Source organism: Aliiroseovarius salicola, assembly GCF_027891095.1.
GTDB classification, from domain to species: Bacteria; Pseudomonadota; Alphaproteobacteria; order Rhodobacterales; family Rhodobacteraceae; genus Aliiroseovarius; species Aliiroseovarius salicola.
Map to the genome: position 1 here is coordinate 21,698 of NZ_JAQIIO010000008.1, position 16,911 is coordinate 38,608.

Here is a 16,911-nt window from a genome sequence, read left to right on the forward strand (position 1 = left end):
CCAGTAAAAAAATACTGGAATTTTCATACCGTATAGTGACGACCAAAGATTAAAAACCACGAACGATTTCAACCGTTCGTGGTTCTGTTGTAATTCTGCACAAGCTATTGGTTAGCTGTGGATCGGACCATCTCCGCAGGCCAGCGCCGCTTCGCGTACCGCTTCCGAGAAGGTCGGGTGGGCGTGGCAGGTGCGGGCGAGGTCTTCGGCAGAGCCACCAAACTCCATCAGCACACATGCTTCGTGGATCAACTCACCAGCTGCCGGCCCCATGATATGCACACCAAGCACGCGGTCAGAAGCCTTGTCGGCCAGGATTTTCACAAAGCCTTCGCCCTGAAAAACGGCTTTCGCGCGACCATTTCCCATAAAGCTGAACTTGCCGACCTTGTAGTCAACACCTTCGGCCTTGAGCTGCTCTTCGGTCTTGCCTACGGCAGCCACTTCCGGTGCAGTGTAAACAACACCCGGGATGACATCATAGTTCACGTGGCCCACTTTGCCCGCGATGGCTTCTGCGGCGGCCATGCCCTCGTCCTCGGCCTTATGCGCGAGCATCGGGCCTTCGGTCACGTCGCCAATGGCCCAGACACCCGGGATCGAGGTTTTCCAATGGTCGGTGGCAATCTGCCCACGCTCGGTCATCTGGATGCCCAGCGCATCGAGCCCCAAGCCTTCGGTGTAAGGGCGACGGCCGGTTGCGACCAACACGCAATCGGCGTCGACCATGGCTTCCTTGTCGTTTTTCTTAAGCTTGTAATGCACTTTAGCTTTGGTCTTGGTGGCCTCGACCTTCTGCACCGCGGCGCCCATGACGAACTTGATGCCCTGCTTTTTCAGTGCACGGGCAAAGGTTTTCGACAGATCCCCATCCATCTCTGGGGTGACTTGATCCATGAATTCCACCACGGTCACTTCGGACCCGAGGCGCGCATAAACCGAACCCATTTCCAGACCAATCACACCTGCACCGATCACCACCATTTTCTTCGGGATCTTCGGCAAGCTCAGCGCGCCAGTAGAAGTCACGACAACTTTCTCGTCCACGTCAACACCCGGCAGGCTCGACGGTTCGGATCCCGAAGCAATTACGATATTCTTCGCTTCGTGAACTTCGTCACCGACTTTCACCTGACCGGCAGCCGGAACAGTGGCCCAGCCTTTGATCCAGTCCACTTTGTTCTTTTTGAACAGGAACTCGATGCCTTTGGTGTTCTGACCGATCACGTCGTCTTTATAGGCCAGCATCTCTTTCCAATCGACGGAGGGGGATTTGCCCTTCAAACCCATCTTGGCAAAGTTATGCTCGGCCTCGTGCAGGCTGTGCGAAGCGTGCAGCAGGGCCTTTGACGGGATACACCCCACGTTCAGGCAAGTGCCGCCCAGAGTTTCACGCCCTTCAACACAGGCGGTTTTCAAACCCAACTGGGCGCAGCGGATGGCACAGACATAGCCGCCCGGGCCACCACCGATTACGATTACGTCATATGATGCCATGTCAATCTCCAGTTGATTTGATACATCGTCTATTTAAATGGCCCCACCGATCAGCGGAAGGGACCGAGAACTCAGACCGGGGTCAGCAGTTTAACCTGCACATGGATCACGCCATCACGTTCCATATGCATCGCCAGTTCTTCCGAATCGAAGAAGGCACGCGCCTTTTCAAGATCGAGAATTTCGAACAGAGCGACCGCGTGATTTTTATTATCCGGATCCTGCCATACATGCAGTTCACGGATACCAACAGCCTTGCGATTGCGCTTGTCCTGCTTGAACACTTCGTGCCACGCGTCAAAATCAGCGACATCCGCTTGCCACAATACATGTGTTGCCATGTTTCGCTCCTTTTTTGGGGATAGGGTCCTGCCAGCATCGCGTTGCGACTCCCCATGATACTCCTGACCAGAAAATAAGGCCCGGAGAAGTTCTCCGGGCCATGAATGCGTTACAGGTCCATTAAAAGGCGACGCGGATCTTCCAGCGCCTCTTTCACGCGCACAAGGAAGGTCACAGCGCCTTTGCCGTCGACGATCCGGTGGTCATAGGACAGCGCCAGATACATCATCGGACGGATCACAACCTGGCCGTTGATGGCCATCGGGCGGTCTTGGATCTTGTGCATGCCAAGGATACCCGATTGCGGTGGGTTCAGGATCGGCGAGGACATCAGCGAGCCGTAGACGCCACCGTTCGAGATGGTGAAGGTGCCGCCTTGCATTTCGTCCATCGACAGCTTGCCGTCACGGGCTTTGCGGCCCTTTTCAGCGATGGCTTTCTCGATTGTAGCGAAGGACATGCTGTCGGCATCATTGATCACCGGAACCACAAGACCGGTGGGGGTGCCAGCGGCGATCCCCATGTTCACGTAGTTCTTGTAAACGATGTCGGTGCCATCGATCTCGGCATTCACTTCCGGCACTTCCTTCAGCGCATGGCAGCACGCCTTGGTGAAGAAGGACATGAAGCCAAGACGCACACCGTGCTTCTTCTCAAAGAGGTCCTTGTATTCCTTGCGCAGCGCCATGGTCTCGGTCATGTCCACCTCGTTATAGGTGGTGAGCATGGCCGCAGTGTTCTGGCTGTCTTTCAGACGCTTGGCGATGGTCTGACGCAGGCGGGTCATCTTGACACGCTCTTCGCGACCGGCATTGTCAGCAGGGGCTTTGGCGGCGGCAGGGATCGGTGCCGGAGCCGGAGCAGCGGCTGGTTTGGGGGCAGCCATTGCAGCCTGTACGTCGTGTTTCATCACACGACCATCACGCCCGGTCCCCTGAACGGTCCCTTCGGCCATACCTGCCTGTGCCATCATCACCTTGGCGGATGGCGCATCTTCCACGTCCTTGCCCGAAGCCACCGCTGCAGCCGGATTTTGGGCAGCAGTAGGAGCAGCCACGGCGCCAGCACCACCGATCACGGCGAGCTTTGCAGTGGCATCCACAGTGGTGCCTTCAGGGGCAACAATCTCGGTCAGAACGCCAGCGGCGGGCGCTGGAACTTCTACTGACACTTTGTCGGTTTCCAACTCGCAGAGCATTTCGTCGGCGGCGACCGTGTCTCCAACCTGCTTGAACCAGCTGGCCACGGTGGCCTCGGTCACGCTTTCACCAAGGCTTGGCACCATAACATCTACAGACGCCGCAGCAGCCGAAGTTGCAGCAGGCGCCGCCGCTGGAGCGGCAGCCGTACCGGCGCCTTCACCGATGGTCGCCAAAAGCGCATCAACGCCAACGGTCACACCTTCAGCGGCGACAATCTCGCCCAGAACACCAGCGGAAGGTGCGGGCACTTCAACCGTTACCTTGTCGGTTTCCAATTCGCAGAGCATTTCGTCTGCAGCGACGCTGTCGCCTGGTTTCTTGAACCACGTGGCAACAGTGGCTTCCGTCACGCTCTCGCCCAGGGTGGGTACACGTACTTCGATGCTCATGGGTTACTTCCCTTCCATGTTCAGCGCGTCGTTCACCAGCGCTTCCTGTTGTGCTTTGTGCATAGAGGCCAGACCCGTAGCGGGCGAGGCCGAGGCCGGACGGCCTGCGTAAATCGGGCGGGTGTGCTTGGCGCCGATGCGCGTCTGCACCCATTCGATGTTGGGTTCGACGAAAGACCAGGAGCCCTGGTTCTTCGGCTCTTCCTGACACCAGACGATCTCGGCGTTCTTGAAACGCTCCATCTCGCGGACCATGGACATGGCCGGGAACGGATAGAACTGTTCAAGACGCATCAGATAGATGTCATTGATGCCGCGCTTGTCGCGTTCTTCCAGCAAGTCGTAGTAGACCTTGCCCGAACACAGGACGACGCGTTTGATCTTGTCATCCTTCACCAGCTTGGTGTCCGAATTGCCTTTCTGCGCGTCATCCCAAAGAACGCGGTGGAACGACGACCCTTCGGTGAAGTCTTCGGCATTCGAGACACACATTTTGTGGCGCAAAAGCGATTTCGGCGTCATCAGGATCAGCGGTTTACGATAGTCGCGATGCATCTGGCGGCGCAGGATGTGGAAATAGTTGGCCGGGGTCGAGCAATTTGCCACGATCCAGTTGTCCCCACCACACATCTGCAAAAAGCGCTCCAGACGGGCCGAGCTGTGCTCTGGACCCTGCCCTTCAAAGCCGTGTGGCAGAAGAACGGTCAGGCCTGACATGCGCAACCATTTCGATTCACCCGACGAGATGAACTGGTCGAACATGATCTGGGCGCCGTTGGCAAAGTCGCCAAACTGAGCTTCCCACATCACCAATGCATTTGGTTCCGCTAGCGAATAGCCATATTCGAACCCAAGCACCGCATATTCGGACAGCGAAGAGTCGATGACTTCATAATGTGCCTGACCCTCGCGGATGTTGTTCAGCGGGTAGTAGCGCTCTTCATTGTCCTGGTTGATAAGACCCGAGTGACGCTGCGAGAAGGTACCGCGGGTACAGTCCTGCCCCGCCAGACGAACCGGGAAACCTTCGGTCAGAAGCGAGCCGAAAGCCAGTGCTTCCGCAGTTGCCCAGTCGAAGCCCTTGCCGGTCTCAAACATCTTGGATTTGGCATCCAGAAGACGACCAACCGTCTTGTGCAGCGGGTAGCCATCCGGTGCTTTAACCAGCGCCTTACCCACCTCGACAAACGTCTCTTCCTTGATTGCCGTTTGGCCTCGCTGATATTCGTCATCTTTCGTATCAAGATGCGACCAGCGGCCATCAAGCCAGTCCGCTTTGTTCGGCTTGTATTCCTTACCCGCTTCGAATTCGTCGTTCATATAAGCCTGGAAAGAGGCCTTCATGTCTTCGATTTCGCCTGCCGGGATCAGGCCTTCGTTTACCAGACGATCAGTGTAGATCTGCAACGTGGTCTGATGCTTTTTGATCTTTTTGTACATGATCGGGTTGGTGAACATGGGCTCATCGCCCTCGTTGTGACCAAACCGGCGATAGCAGAAGATGTCGAGCACAACGTCTTTGTGGAATTTCTGGCGAAATTCTGTTGCCACTTTCGCAGCATGTACAACCGCCTCGGGGTCATCACCGTTCACGTGGAAAATCGGAGCTTCCACCATCAGGGCGATATCGGTCGGATAAGGCGAAGAACGCGAGAAATGCGGCGCGGTGGTGAAACCGATCTGGTTGTTCACCACGATGTGCATTGTCCCACCGGTCTTGTGACCGACCAGACCCGACAGGCCGAAACATTCCGCCACAACACCTTGGCCCGCAAAGGCGGCATCGCCGTGCAGAAGGATCGGAAGAACCTGCATCCGGTCCTGATCACCAAGCTGTTCCTGTTTGGCGCGGGCCTTGCCCAGAACCACCGGATTCACCGCCTCAAGGTGCGAGGGGTTGGCGGTCAGGCTGAGGTGTACATTATTGCCATCAAATTCGCGATCCGAGCTGGCGCCAAGGTGGTATTTCACATCCCCCGAACCATCCACGTCCTGCGGCTTGAAGCTCCCGCCCTGGAATTCATTGAAGATCGCCTTGTAAGGCTTTTGCATCACATTGGCGAGCACCGAGAGGCGCCCACGGTGTGGCATGCCAATGATGACATCCTTCACGCCAAGTGCGCCACCACGCTTGATGATCTGCTCCATTGCAGGGATCAACGCTTCACCGCCATCAAGGCCGAACCGCTTGGTGCCCATATATTTCACATGCAAGAACTTCTCAAAGCCTTCGGCCTCGACCAGCTTATTCAGGATCGCCTTGCGCCCTTCACGGGTAAACTGGATTTCCTTGCCCAGACCCTCGATGCGTTCTTTCAGCCAAGAGCTCTCTTCCGGGTTGGAAATATGCATGAATTGCAGTGCAAACGTGCCGCAGTAGGTGCGTTTCACGATGTCGACAATCTGGCGCATCGAAGCAATTTCAAGCCCCAACACATTGTCGATAAAGATCGGACGATCCATGTCGGCATCAGAGAACCCATAGGAGGCCGGGTTCAGCTCGGGGTGATTTGAATGTTCTCGCGTCCCCAGCGGATCAAGATCAGCCGCCAGGTGACCGCGGATCCGATAAGCACGGATGATCATCAGGGCGCGGATTGAATCCAGAACCGCCTGCTTGATCGCCTCATCCGAGACCTTCACACCTTTTTCAACGGCCTTCTCGACAATCTTCTTGCCAGCGGCCTTACCTTCCTTAGCGGCTTCCTCATCCGGCCACATGCCATCAAGGCTGTGCACCAGATCACCGCCGGGCTGCGGTGGCCAGTCAGTTCGCGACCAGCTGGGCCCTTCGGCCTCGGCAATCGCGTCATTACCATCGTCGCCCATTTCGGCAAAAAACGCAGCCCAGGCTGCGTCGACCGCCGATGGGTCTTTGGCATATTGTGCGTAAAGCTGTTCGAGATACTCGGCATTGTGGCCTTGCATAAAGCTCGAAGCATGGAAGATGTCGTTGGGGCTTTGATCCGTCATGGGGGTCGGTCTCAACTAAAATTTGGAATGCAGGCGCCCAGACCATACCGGACGCCTGCGGATCTCTTAATTACTTGCCAATGGCTTCCAGAACAGCCTCGCCCAATGTGGCGGGGCTATCGGCAACCACGATGCCAGCTGCACGCATGGCTTCGATCTTGTCCTCGGCGCCACCTTTGCCACCGGCGACAATTGCACCAGCGTGGCCCATACGACGGCCGGGAGGGGCGGTACGGCCAGCGATGAAACCAGCAACCGGCTTCCAGCGGCCTTTTTTCTTCTGTTCGGCCAGGAACTCAGCGGCTTCTTCTTCAGCCGATCCACCGATTTCACCGATCATGATGATCGATTGGGTTTCGTCGTCGTCGAGGAACATGTCCAGCACGTCGATATGCTCGGTGCCTTTGATGGGGTCGCCACCAATACCAACAGCGGTTGACTGGCCCAGACCGATATCCGACGTCTGCTTCACAGCCTCATAGGTCAGCGTGCCCGAGCGGGACACAACGCCAACCGAACCACGTTTGTGGATGTGGCCGGGCATGATGCCGATTTTACAAGCGTCCGGAGTGATCACGCCGGGGCAGTTCGGGCCGATCAGGCGGCTTTTGCTGCCTTCAAGCGCGCGCTGCACGCCCATCATGTCCAGTACCGGAATACCTTCGGTGATGCAGACAATCAGCTCCATCTCGGCGTCGATGGCTTCGAGGATCGAATCCGCGGCGAAGGGCGGCGGCACGTAGATCACGGAAGCATTTGCCTCGGTCTTGGCTTTCGCCTCATGAACCGAGTTGAAGACCGGAAGGTTCAGATGCTCCATGCCACCTTTGCCCGGGGTCACGCCGCCGACCATTTTGGTGCCATAGGCAATCGCCTGTTCCGAGTGGAAGGTACCCTGCGAGCCGGTGAAGCCCTGACAGATGACCTTGGTGTTTTCGTCAATAAGAACTGCCATTGTCTTAGCCTTTCACCGCTTTCACGATTTTCTCTGCACCGTCCGACAGGTTGTCGGCAGCGATCACATCAACGTCGGAGTTGTTGATGATGTCTTTACCGGCTTCCACATTGGTGCCTTCCAGACGCACAACCAGCGGAACCTGTAGGCCCACTTCTTTCACAGCCGCAACCACGCCCTCGGCGATCACGTCACAGCGCATGATGCCGCCGAAGATGTTCACAAGGATGCCCTTCACATTAGGGTCCGAGGTGATGATCTTGAACGCTTCGGTCACTTTCTCTTTGGTGGCGCCGCCACCTACGTCGAGGAAGTTGGCCGGTTCTGCGCCGTAAAGCTTGATGATGTCCATGGTGGCCATTGCCAGACCAGCACCGTTCACCATGCAGCCGATTTCACCGTCCAGAGCGATGTAGTTCAGGTCGTATTTCGACGCTTCCAGCTCTTTCGGGTCTTCTTCGGTCTCATCGCGCAGGGCGGCAATATCCTGATGGCGATATACGGCGTTGCCGTCAAAGCCAACTTTGGCGTCGAGCACTTTCAGGTCGCCGTTGTCGGCCACGATCAGCGGGTTGATCTCCAGCATCTCCATGTCTTTCTCAACGAAAGCTTTGTAGAGCTGGCCCATCAGTTTCACACACTGTTTGATCTGTACGCCTTCGAGGCCCAGAGCAAATGCGATGCGACGACCGTGGAAACCTTGGTAACCCGTGGCCGGATCCACCGAGAAAGAGAGAATTTTCTCAGGGGTCGCAGCGGCCACTTCTTCAATGTCCATCCCGCCCTCAGTCGAGCAAACAAACGAGATGCGCGAGGTCTGACGGTCGACCAGCAGAGCGAGGTAAAGTTCACGCTCGATGCCGGAACCGGCTTCGATATAGATGCGGTTGACTTGCTTGCCAGCCGGGCCGGTCTGGTGGGTCACTAGGGTGCGACCCAGCATCTTTTTGGCTTCTTCAGCGGCTTCTTCAACCGATTTGGTCAAACGCACACCGCCTTTTTCGCCAGCGTCAGCCTCTTTGAAGGAGCCTTTGCCGCGTCCACCTGCGTGAATTTGTGCTTTCACCACCCAAAGGGGGCCATCGAGTTCACCTGCGGCGGTCTTGGCGTCTTCTGCTTTCAATACGGCGCGGCCCTCAGAAACGGGGGCACCGTAGGATTTCAGAAGGGCCTTCGCCTGGTATTCATGAATGTTCATGAAATCATCCTATCCAGTTGGTCCAGTGGTTCCCGGACAACATGCACAGGTGAAGGAGCATGCCGAAGCACTTTTTGTGGAAATGGGGGGTTTTGCGCTAACTTTCTGGATTTTGTGATCACAGCTTAAAATAGTGTGATCACAAAATGTGTGAAAGATCAGAATCGGAGGTGTATTTTTTCATACCCCCAAGTATATTGCTTTAGATGGGGGCAAGTTTAGCTCACCATAGGAGAAGACGGATCTGGCCTGATTTTCTAGGATGATGTGCCTGAAGAGCATATAATCAAGCAGAAAACTCATCTTGTTTTTTTCAGGCATGCGACTGTGCTTCTGACGCCTGATCCCTCTAGCGACTGGGCAATAAAAAAGCCCCGCCAAAGCTGGCGGGACTCAAATTCTCTTAGGCTGCAATCACGCAAGCGAAGGATCGATTTCCTTACAGGCAGCGACCAGGCCCTTCACGGCGTCAACCGACTTGTCGAACATGGCTTGCTCGTCTTTCGACAGCTTGATGTCGACAACTTTCTCGATACCGTTGGCACCGATCACGGTGGGCACGCCCACATAGAAGCCGTCGAGACCAAAGGCCCCGTCAACATATGCCGCACAAGGCAGCAGGCGTTTTTGGTCGTTCAGATATGCCTGCGCCATCTCGATGGCCGAAGCCGCCGGAGCATAGTAGGCAGAACCGGTTTTCAAGAGGCCAACGATCTCGGCACCACCGTCACGGGTGCGCTGAACAATCGCGTCCAGTTTTTCCTGGCTGGTCCAACCCATGTCCACCAGATCCGGCAGCGGGATGCCGCCAACGGTCGAGTAACGGGTCAGCGGCACCATCGTGTCACCGTGGCCACCCAGAACAAATGCGGTCACGTCGCGCATGGATACGTCAAATTCGACCGACAGGAAGTGACGGAAGCGAGCCGAGTCAAGCACGCCGGCCATACCAACAACTTTGTTGTGTGGCAGGCCCGAGAATTCGCGCAGCGCCCAAACCATGGCATCCAGCGGGTTGGTGATACAGATCACAAATGCGTTCGGTGCGTGGGCTGCGATGCCTTCACCAACCGATTTCATAACTTTCAGGTTGATGCCCAGCAGGTCATCACGCGACATGCCCGGTTTGCGCGGCACACCGGCGGTTACGATGCAAACGTCCGCGCCTGCGATATCTGCGTAATCGGTGGTGCCGGACAGGGCTGCGTCGAACCCTTCAACCGGGCCACTTTCAGCAATATCCAGAGCCTTGCCCTGCGGAATACCATCAGCAATATCGAAAAGGACAACGTCGCCCATTTCCTTCAGGGCTGCCAGGTGTGCAAGAGTGCCACCGATCATTCCCGAACCGATGAGAGCGATTTTGGGTCGTGCCATGAGTATGATCTCCATCCATTGAATTTGTCGCCATGCCTAGTCGCAATGTCGCATTCACGCAAGAGCGCTGCAACGCGGCATTAATCACTGCTTGCGAAATGCGTACGGGAACGATAGCGCTAAAGCAGCAAAAAACATGTGGTTTGCAACGATCTGATGCCCGAAATTCTCGACTTCACATTCTTTGCCTTTGCGATCCCAGCGGTCCTGTTTGCCGGGATATCCAAGGGTGGATTTGGCTCTGGGGCGGCGTTTGCAGCCACACCGTTGCTGGCGCTGATTCTTGAGCCGGGCGCCGCAATTGGGCTGATGTTGCCATTGCTGATGCTAATGGATGTGACGGCTTTGCGCCCCTACTGGGGAAAGTGGGATGGAGCATCCGCCAAAGCCCTGATCATTGGCGCGATCCCCGGCGTTGTGGCTGGCAGCTTGCTGTACAAGCTTGCAGATCCAGATCTGTTTCGCGTGTTGATCGGATTGATTGCCGTGGGGTTCGTCGCCTATCAGCTCGCGAAAAGTTTGGGCTGGCTGCGGCCTTCATCCAAACCGATGGGCGAAACAGGCGGGCATATTTGGGGATCAATGGCTGGCCTGACCAGTTTCATCAGCCATGCGGGGGGGCCACCAGCTGCGGTATTCCTCTTGTCCCGGCACCTGGACAAGCTGAGTTTTCAGGCCACGACAGTGATCGTCTTCTGGGCCATCAACGGGATGAAATTCATCCCCTATACGTTTCTGGGTATTTTCAGCACACAATCCCTCGTCGCCAATATTTATCTGGCTCCTGTGGCCATTATCGGCATTTGGATGGGGGTCAAACTGCACCACGTGGTCAATGAACGCGCATTTTTTATGCTGACCTACGCGTTTTTGCTGATCACCGGCTCCAAACTGATCTGGGAAGGGCTGACCTGATCTGCCCTTCTTGTCACGTAGGTTCTCCCAGTGATGCCGGGGTTGGGGCTTCGTTCAGCGTTTCAAAACTGCGGCCAGCTGCGACAAGACAGGTCACCCCTTGCGGATTGGTCACTGTGATGGTCCAGGTTCCGCTGTCTGCTGAGGCGAACACCTCAACCACGGTATTATTTGTCGCCAACCCGATTGACTGGCGCGTTTCGCCGTAGGTCTCCGCCAGACGTTCCACAATCGTAGTGCGAGGGGCACACTTGCGACTTTGTGCAAAGGCGCTTTCTACCGTAAAAAGCACGGCGCCAGTGACCAGCCCAAGGGCAAGGATCTGCTGTTTCATGGGTCTTCCCTTTCTTACAAGGGGTGCCGCACCGGGCCATCCGCATAACGGAGGCACGCCATCCCCAGTTCGATAGGTGCCGAGTTGATTCCCGTTTCACATTACGATTGCGTCGCATGTTTCGGTGGCCATTCGCGGGCCCTCCCGTCACTCGGCAGATGGAACAAGCTTGCGCCTCAAGACCGAAGAACTGGTTAATTTGGCGTTCCGCATCGCGTCGAATTGGTGAACTGGTTAACAAAAAGTCTGATTTCACCACTTCGTAAGTAAAAATTTCTGCATCGCAGCAAATCTACCCTTGCGAAATGCTGCGCAATCGCGATGCTGTGCGCAAGAATATTGCGGAGAACCAGAATCATGTCTCAACGTCCCTACCGGTCCGTCCTCTACATCCCCGGCTCGAAAGAGCGTGCTTTGGAAAAGGCACGTGGGCTGGCCTGCGATGCGATCATCTTTGATCTCGAAGACGCCGTAGCACCAGACGCCAAAGTAGAAGCCCGCGCGACGTTGCGCGCCGAACTTGACAAAGGCGGTTACGGAAACCGCGCCAAGATCGTGCGGATCAACGGGTTTGATACCGAATGGGGCAAGGACGACGTGGCAGCAATGATTGGCGCTGACATCGACGCCATCCTAATGCCGAAAGTCGGGTCGGCCGCACAGCTTGATGAACTCGCCACGCTGATCCCGGATGTGGATCTCTGGGCGATGATGGAAACTCCGCTGGGGATGTTGAACGCCGCAGAGATTGCCGCCCACCCGCGCCTCAAGGGTTTTGTGATGGGCACAAATGATTTGGCCAAAGAGTTGAACACCCGATTCCGTGCTGACCGCCTGCCAATGATGGGCGGGCTGCATATGTGCCTGATTGCTGCCAAAGCGCATGACGTGGTGATTGTGGATGGTGTCTATAACGCATTTAAAGATGAAGAGGGTCTGAAATACGAATGCGATCAGGGCCGAGACATGGGCATGGATGGTAAAACACTGATCCACCCGGCTCAGCTGGCGGTCGCCAACGCTGCCTTTGCCCCGTCAGACGCCGAGATTGACCTCGCCCAACGTCAGATTGCAGCCTTTGAAGAGGCCGAGGCATCCGGCCAGGGGGTCGCGGTTGTGGATGGTAAAATCGTCGAAAACCTGCATGTTGTGACGGCAAAAGGTATTCTTGCCAAAGCCGAAGCGATCAAAGCGCTGGAAAGCTAAGGCCCCAGCGACGGAGATCCCCCAATGACTATCCTCATTCTCGGCCTTGCCCTCTGGTATGCCGGCCACTTCTGGAAACGCGCTTTACCCGATCGTCATACCGCGATGGGCGAAAAGGCAAAGGGTGTGTCGGCAGCGTTGATTTTCGCTGGCGTGGTCGTGATGGTGATCGGATACACGATGGCGGAAAGCAATGACCTCTTTGCTTATCCGCCATTTTTCAAACACATCAACAATCTCGCTGTTTTGATCGCCATCTACTTGATGAGCCCGGGCCCGTCGAAAGGCGCGTTCTTTTACAAGATGCGTCACCCGATGCTGACCGGGATGATCGTTTGGGCCGTGGCGCATATGATGGTGAACCCAGACACCGCGTCGTATGTGCTGTTTGGCGGGCTGACCGTCTGGGCCGTAGCCGAGATGAAGGTAATCAACGCAGCCGAACCAGACTGGACCCCGAACCCGAAGGGCGCGATTGCCAAGGACGCCATGTTCCTTGTCGCTTCACTCGTGCTGCTGGCGGTGATCGGATATATTCACGGGCTGATCGGCCCTTCGCCCTTTGGGGCGTGACCTTTAATCTAGGAGATGAAAGATGGCCAAAACCAACCCGGGCCGCTTCTTTGAAGACTACAAACTTGGCGATGTGATCGAACATGCCGTACCGCGCACCGTCGCTGAAGGCGAGCGCGCGCTGTATCATGCACTCTACCCGGCACGCCATGCGCTGTATTCCTCGGATGAGTTTGCCGGGGCGTGCGGCTTGGAAGGATCACCCCTCGACGACCTGATCGCGTTTCACGTTGTCTTTGGGAAAACCGTCCCGGATATCTCACTGAACGCGGTGGCAAATCTCGGCTATGCCGAAGGGCGCTGGCTGAAACCGGTGTATCCGGGGGACACCCTGCGTTCGGTTTCAAAGGTAATTGGGCTTAAACAGAACTCGAACGGCAAATCCGGCGTGGTCTGGGTGCATACGGTTGGCTTCAACCAGACAGGTGAAGCCGTTCTGGAATATGTGCGCTGGGTGATGGTGCGTAAGAACAACCTCGACGCCCCGGCCCCGGAAACCATGATCCCCGATCTGAAATCCACTCTGGATGTCGAAGATTTGGTGATCCCCGAAGGGCTGACTTTCGAGGACTACGATTTCACCCTCGCAGGCGAACCTCATCGCTGGGGCGACTATGAGATCGGCGAAAAGATCGATCACGTCGACGGTGTGACCGTGGAAGAAGCAGAGCACATGATGGCGACCCGCCTGTGGCAAAACACGGCCAAAGTGCATTTCGATGCAACCTTCCGCCCCGATGGGCAGCGCCTGATCTATGGTGGTCACGTCATCTCGATGGCGCGTGCCCTGTCGTTCAACGGGCTAGCCAATGCGCAGATGATTGTGGGCCTGAATGGCGGCGCGCATGCCAACCCCTGCTTCTCGGGTGACACGATCCGCGCATGGTCTGAGGTTCTCGACAAAGCGGATACCGGCGTTCCCGGAGTAGGTGCCATTCGCTTGCGCCTTGTCGCCGTGAAGCACGGAGCAGATGAGTTCGCCTTGAAGGGTGACGATGGAAAATACCTTCCAGACGTGATGCTGGATCTCGACTATTGGGCACTGATACCGATGTAAGAACCTGCCCTGCACCGAAGTTTCGGGGCAGGGCTTTCAGTGTGCAACGGTATGCATGACCCAGTCTTTCTCTCAGGCATTATCGCACTCATTTTGTGATCACGTATTTAATTTTTGTGATCACGCAGTCGTTTTTTCGCATCTGTTAGCGCAAATTACGCATTTTTATACCCTGTCAACGGGTGACTCTGCGCCGCAAAAGAGGCTATTCCTGTCGCTAAAGCGTTTCGAAATCGAATTGCCCGTCAAATTGGTCGCGAAACATCTTGTAGTCGAAACAGACAAGAGGAGGCCGCCATGGCCGATGTGAACAGAGGCAAACGCCCTCTTTCCCCGCACTTGCAGATCTACCGTCCGCAGCTGACCTCCATCACCTCCATCATGGCGCGCATCACTGGTGTGGCGCTTTTGGGTGGCGCCGTGTTGGTGGCCTGGTGGTTTTTCTCAGCCGCAATGGGACCGGACTATTATGATTTCGTGAACGGTCTGATGACCTCGTTCATCGGGGATCTGGTCATGTTCATGGCGCTCTGGGCGCTCTGCTATCACGCCCTGTCCGGCCTGCGCCACCTGATGTGGGACATCGGCATCGGCCTTGAGGTCGAAACCGCCGAGAAAATGGGCCTTGCCGTGATCGGTGGCTCGGTAGTGCTGGCGATCCTCGTCGCCCTGATCATTTAAGGAGCCTGACATGCAGTTTCTGACCGACCGCAAACGCGCCGTGGGCAAAGGATCGTCCGGCTCCGGCACTGAGCATTTCTGGGGGCAAGCCATTTCCGCCCTCGGCCTTCTGGCGTTGATGCCGCTTTTCGCACTGACCTTTGGGCATGCTCTGGGCATGAGCTATGACGAAGCAATTGCCTATTATCAACGCCCCTTCCCCGCCATCATCGCCGCGATGACCATCGTGACCGCCATGGTCCACTTCCGTCATGGCATTCAGGTCGTGATCGAGGATTACTCGCGCGGTGTGACCAAAAAAGTGCTGGTGGTGGTCTGTACCGCCATTTCCTACACCATCATCGCCACGGCCCTTTATGGCCTTGGCCGCATTGCCTTCTAAGATCGGAGCACCCCAATGGCAGCTTACGAATACGAAACCCACGAATATGACGTGGTCGTGGTCGGTGCCGGTGGCGCTGGTCTGCGCGCGACGCTTGGCATGGCCGAACAGGGTCTGCGCACAGCTTGTGTGACTAAAGTGTTCCCGACCCGCTCGCACACTGTGGCCGCACAGGGTGGCATCGCCGCGTCCCTGTCCAACATGGGCCCGGACAACTGGCAGTGGCACATGTATGACACGGTGAAAGGCTCGGACTGGCTGGGCGACACCGATGCGATGGAATATCTGGCCCGTGAAGCGCCCAAGGCGGTTTATGAGCTTGAGCACTACGGCGTGCCCTTCTCGCGTACCGAAGAAGGCAAAATCTATCAGCGCCCGTTTGGCGGCCACACCACCGAATTTGGTGAAGGCCCGCCCGTGCAACGCACCTGTGCCGCAGCTGACCGAACTGGTCACGCGATCCTGCACACGCTTTATGGCCAATCGGTCAAGAACAATGCCGAGTTCTACATCGAGTATTTCGCCGTTGACCTGATCATGTCGGAAGATGGCGAGTGTCAGGGCGTGGTCTGTTGGAAGCTCGACGATGGCACCATGCATGTGTTCAACGCCAAGATGGTGGTTCTGGCCACCGGCGGTTATGGTCGCGCCTATTTCTCAGCCACGTCTGCCCATACCTGCACCGGTGACGGTGGCGGCATGGTGGCCCGCGCTGGCCTTGCGCTTCAGGACATGGAATTCGTGCAATTCCACCCAACCGGCATCTACGGCTCTGGCTGTCTGATCACCGAAGGCGCCCGTGGTGAAGGTGGCTATCTCGTGAACAGCGAAGGCGAACGGTTCATGGAGCGTTATGCGCCCCAGTACAAAGACCTCGCCCCACGCGACTATGTCTCGCGCTCGATGACCATGGAGATCCGTGAAGGCCGCGGTGTAGGTAAAGATGGCGATCACATCTTCCTGCATCTCGATCACTTGCCCGCCGAGGCTCTGGCCGAACGCCTGCCAGGCATTTCGGAAAGCGCCAAGATCTTTGCCGGTGTCGATGTGACCAAAGAGCCGATCCCGGTTCTGCCGACGGTTCACTACAATATGGGCGGCATTCCGACCAACTATTGGGGTGAAGTGCTGAACCCGACCAAAGACGACCCGACCGCCGTGGTTCCGGGCCTGATGGCCGTGGGTGAAGCGGGCTGTGCTTCTGTGCACGGTGCAAACCGTCTGGGGTCAAACTCGCTGATCGACCTTGTGGTCTTTGGCCGCGCCGCTGCAATCCGTGCAGGTAAAGTTGTCGATAAGGACAGCGCCAATCCGGTTCTGAACCAGCCTTCCGTCGACAAGGCGTTTGACCGCCTCGACGGGCTGCGCCACGCCAAAGGCAATGTCTCGACCGCTGAATTGCGTCTTGAGATGCAGAAGACCATGCAGGCCGACGCCGCCGTCTTCCGCACCGCCAAGACCATGAAGGAAGGCGTTGAGAAGATGACCGCAGTTGCGGCCAAGATGGACGATCTGGCTGTGACCGACCGTTCGCTGGTCTGGAACTCGGACCTGATGGAAACGCTGGAACTGACCAACCTGATGCCAAACGCGCTGGCCACCATTCATGGGGCCGAAGCACGCGAGGAAAGCCGCGGCGCGCACGCGCATGAGGACTTCCCGACCCGCGATGACGACAAGTGGCGTGTCCACACTGTCAGCCGTGTCGAAGGCAATAAGGTTGATCTGAGCTACCGACCGGTCGTCACCGATCCGCTGACAAATGAAGACGAAGGCGGCATCGCACTGAAGAAAATCGCGCCCAAGGCGCGGACGTTCTAAGGCGGATTG

At 56.7% G+C, this 16,911-nt stretch carries 15 protein-coding genes; 7 read left to right on the top strand and 8 right to left on the bottom strand.

What is annotated here, in order from left to right:
• Positions 1–111: 111 nt before the first annotated feature.
• The 7 genes from lpdA to mdh all read right to left on the bottom strand — a co-directional run bounded on the left by lpdA (position 112) and on the right by mdh (position 9,933).
• The gene (gene lpdA / locus O2N63_RS13780; RefSeq protein WP_271054862.1) at positions 112–1,497 is read right to left on the bottom strand and encodes a dihydrolipoyl dehydrogenase; all 1,386 of its coding nucleotides are present in this window, start codon (positions 1,495–1,497) and stop codon (positions 112–114) included.
• Positions 1,498–1,568: 71 nt separating this feature from the next.
• Positions 1,569–1,838, bottom strand: a complete 270-nt coding sequence (locus O2N63_RS13785) for a hypothetical protein (protein WP_271054863.1) — start codon at positions 1,836–1,838, stop codon at positions 1,569–1,571.
• Positions 1,839–1,948: 110 nt separating this feature from the next.
• Positions 1,949–3,430, bottom strand: a complete 1,482-nt coding sequence (gene odhB, locus O2N63_RS13790) for a 2-oxoglutarate dehydrogenase complex dihydrolipoyllysine-residue succinyltransferase (protein WP_271054864.1) — start codon at positions 3,428–3,430, stop codon at positions 1,949–1,951.
• Between the two features lie 3 nt (positions 3,431–3,433).
• Entirely contained in the window at positions 3,434–6,403 is a 2,970-nt protein-coding gene (locus O2N63_RS13795) for a 2-oxoglutarate dehydrogenase E1 component (RefSeq protein WP_271054865.1), read from the bottom strand.
• 70 nt (positions 6,404–6,473) lie between these two features.
• Entirely contained in the window at positions 6,474–7,358 is an 885-nt protein-coding gene (sucD, locus tag O2N63_RS13800) for a succinate--CoA ligase subunit alpha (protein ID WP_271054866.1), read from the bottom strand.
• Between the two features lie 4 nt (positions 7,359–7,362).
• Positions 7,363–8,556 carry an ADP-forming succinate--CoA ligase subunit beta gene (gene sucC, locus O2N63_RS13805; RefSeq protein WP_271054867.1) on the bottom strand — a complete coding sequence of 398 codons (1,194 nt, stop codon included), beginning with the start codon at positions 8,554–8,556 and terminating at the stop codon, positions 7,363–7,365.
• 414 nt (positions 8,557–8,970) lie between these two features.
• Positions 8,971–9,933, bottom strand: a complete 963-nt coding sequence (gene mdh, locus O2N63_RS13810; protein ID WP_271054868.1) for a malate dehydrogenase — start codon at positions 9,931–9,933, stop codon at positions 8,971–8,973.
• A 156-nt stretch (positions 9,934–10,089) separates the two neighbouring features.
• Between mdh and O2N63_RS13815 the strand changes: the two genes are divergently transcribed.
• Positions 10,090–10,848 (top strand): sulfite exporter TauE/SafE family protein, encoded by a 759-nt coding sequence (locus tag O2N63_RS13815; protein ID WP_271054869.1) that lies wholly within the window; start codon positions 10,090–10,092, stop codon positions 10,846–10,848.
• Positions 10,849–10,861: 13 nt separating this feature from the next.
• On the opposite strand, the gene O2N63_RS13820 is transcribed toward O2N63_RS13815, so the two are convergent.
• Positions 10,862–11,182, bottom strand: coding sequence for a hypothetical protein (locus tag O2N63_RS13820; RefSeq protein ID WP_271054870.1), 321 nt, complete (start codon positions 11,180–11,182; stop codon positions 10,862–10,864).
• A gap of 357 nt (positions 11,183–11,539) precedes the next feature.
• On the opposite strand from O2N63_RS13820, the gene O2N63_RS13825 reads away from it, so the two are divergent.
• The 6 genes from O2N63_RS13825 to sdhA all read left to right on the top strand — a co-directional run bounded on the left by O2N63_RS13825 (position 11,540) and on the right by sdhA (position 16,902).
• On the top strand, positions 11,540–12,388 hold the full coding sequence (locus O2N63_RS13825) for an HpcH/HpaI aldolase/citrate lyase family protein (protein WP_271054871.1): 849 nt from the start codon (positions 11,540–11,542) through the stop codon (positions 12,386–12,388).
• Positions 12,389–12,412: 24 nt separating this feature from the next.
• The gene (locus tag O2N63_RS13830; RefSeq protein ID WP_271054872.1) at positions 12,413–12,961 is read left to right on the top strand and encodes an NnrU family protein; all 549 of its coding nucleotides are present in this window, start codon (positions 12,413–12,415) and stop codon (positions 12,959–12,961) included.
• A gap of 22 nt (positions 12,962–12,983) precedes the next feature.
• Positions 12,984–14,018, top strand: a complete 1,035-nt coding sequence (locus O2N63_RS13835) for a MaoC family dehydratase (RefSeq protein WP_271054873.1) — start codon at positions 12,984–12,986, stop codon at positions 14,016–14,018.
• Positions 14,019–14,315: 297 nt separating this feature from the next.
• Positions 14,316–14,699, top strand: a complete 384-nt coding sequence (sdhC, locus tag O2N63_RS13840) for a succinate dehydrogenase, cytochrome b556 subunit (RefSeq protein WP_271054874.1) — start codon at positions 14,316–14,318, stop codon at positions 14,697–14,699.
• Positions 14,700–14,709: 10 nt separating this feature from the next.
• Positions 14,710–15,081 (top strand): succinate dehydrogenase, hydrophobic membrane anchor protein, encoded by a 372-nt coding sequence (gene sdhD, locus O2N63_RS13845; protein WP_271054875.1) that lies wholly within the window; start codon positions 14,710–14,712, stop codon positions 15,079–15,081.
• Between the two features lie 15 nt (positions 15,082–15,096).
• A complete protein-coding gene (sdhA, locus tag O2N63_RS13850; RefSeq protein WP_271054876.1) occupies positions 15,097–16,902 on the top strand; it encodes a succinate dehydrogenase flavoprotein subunit in 1,806 nt (601 codons plus the stop codon).
• Positions 16,903–16,911: the final 9 nt, after the last annotated feature.

Excerpts from the sequence above, each read along its gene's own strand:
- lpdA (WP_271054862.1), bottom strand. The coding sequence starts at position 1,497 with ATGGCATCATATGACGTAATCGTAATCGGTGGTGGCCCGGGCGGCTAT.
- O2N63_RS13785 (WP_271054863.1), bottom strand. The coding sequence starts at position 1,838 with ATGGCAACACATGTATTGTGGCAAGCGGATGTCGCTGATTTTGACGCG.
- odhB (WP_271054864.1), bottom strand. The coding sequence starts at position 3,430 with ATGAGCATCGAAGTACGTGTACCCACCCTGGGCGAGAGCGTGACGGAA.
- O2N63_RS13795 (WP_271054865.1), bottom strand. The coding sequence starts at position 6,403 with ATGACGGATCAAAGCCCCAACGACATCTTCCATGCTTCGAGCTTTATG.
- sucD (WP_271054866.1), bottom strand. The coding sequence starts at position 7,358 with ATGGCAGTTCTTATTGACGAAAACACCAAGGTCATCTGTCAGGGCTTC.
- sucC (WP_271054867.1), bottom strand. The coding sequence starts at position 8,556 with ATGAACATTCATGAATACCAGGCGAAGGCCCTTCTGAAATCCTACGGT.
- mdh (WP_271054868.1), bottom strand. The coding sequence starts at position 9,933 with ATGGCACGACCCAAAATCGCTCTCATCGGTTCGGGAATGATCGGTGGC.
- O2N63_RS13815 (WP_271054869.1), top strand. The coding sequence starts at position 10,090 with ATGCCCGAAATTCTCGACTTCACATTCTTTGCCTTTGCGATCCCAGCG.
- O2N63_RS13820 (WP_271054870.1), bottom strand. The coding sequence starts at position 11,182 with ATGAAACAGCAGATCCTTGCCCTTGGGCTGGTCACTGGCGCCGTGCTT.
- O2N63_RS13825 (WP_271054871.1), top strand. The coding sequence starts at position 11,540 with ATGTCTCAACGTCCCTACCGGTCCGTCCTCTACATCCCCGGCTCGAAA.
- O2N63_RS13830 (WP_271054872.1), top strand. The coding sequence starts at position 12,413 with ATGACTATCCTCATTCTCGGCCTTGCCCTCTGGTATGCCGGCCACTTC.
- O2N63_RS13835 (WP_271054873.1), top strand. The coding sequence starts at position 12,984 with ATGGCCAAAACCAACCCGGGCCGCTTCTTTGAAGACTACAAACTTGGC.
- sdhC (WP_271054874.1), top strand. The coding sequence starts at position 14,316 with ATGGCCGATGTGAACAGAGGCAAACGCCCTCTTTCCCCGCACTTGCAG.
- sdhD (WP_271054875.1), top strand. The coding sequence starts at position 14,710 with ATGCAGTTTCTGACCGACCGCAAACGCGCCGTGGGCAAAGGATCGTCC.
- sdhA (WP_271054876.1), top strand. The coding sequence starts at position 15,097 with ATGGCAGCTTACGAATACGAAACCCACGAATATGACGTGGTCGTGGTC.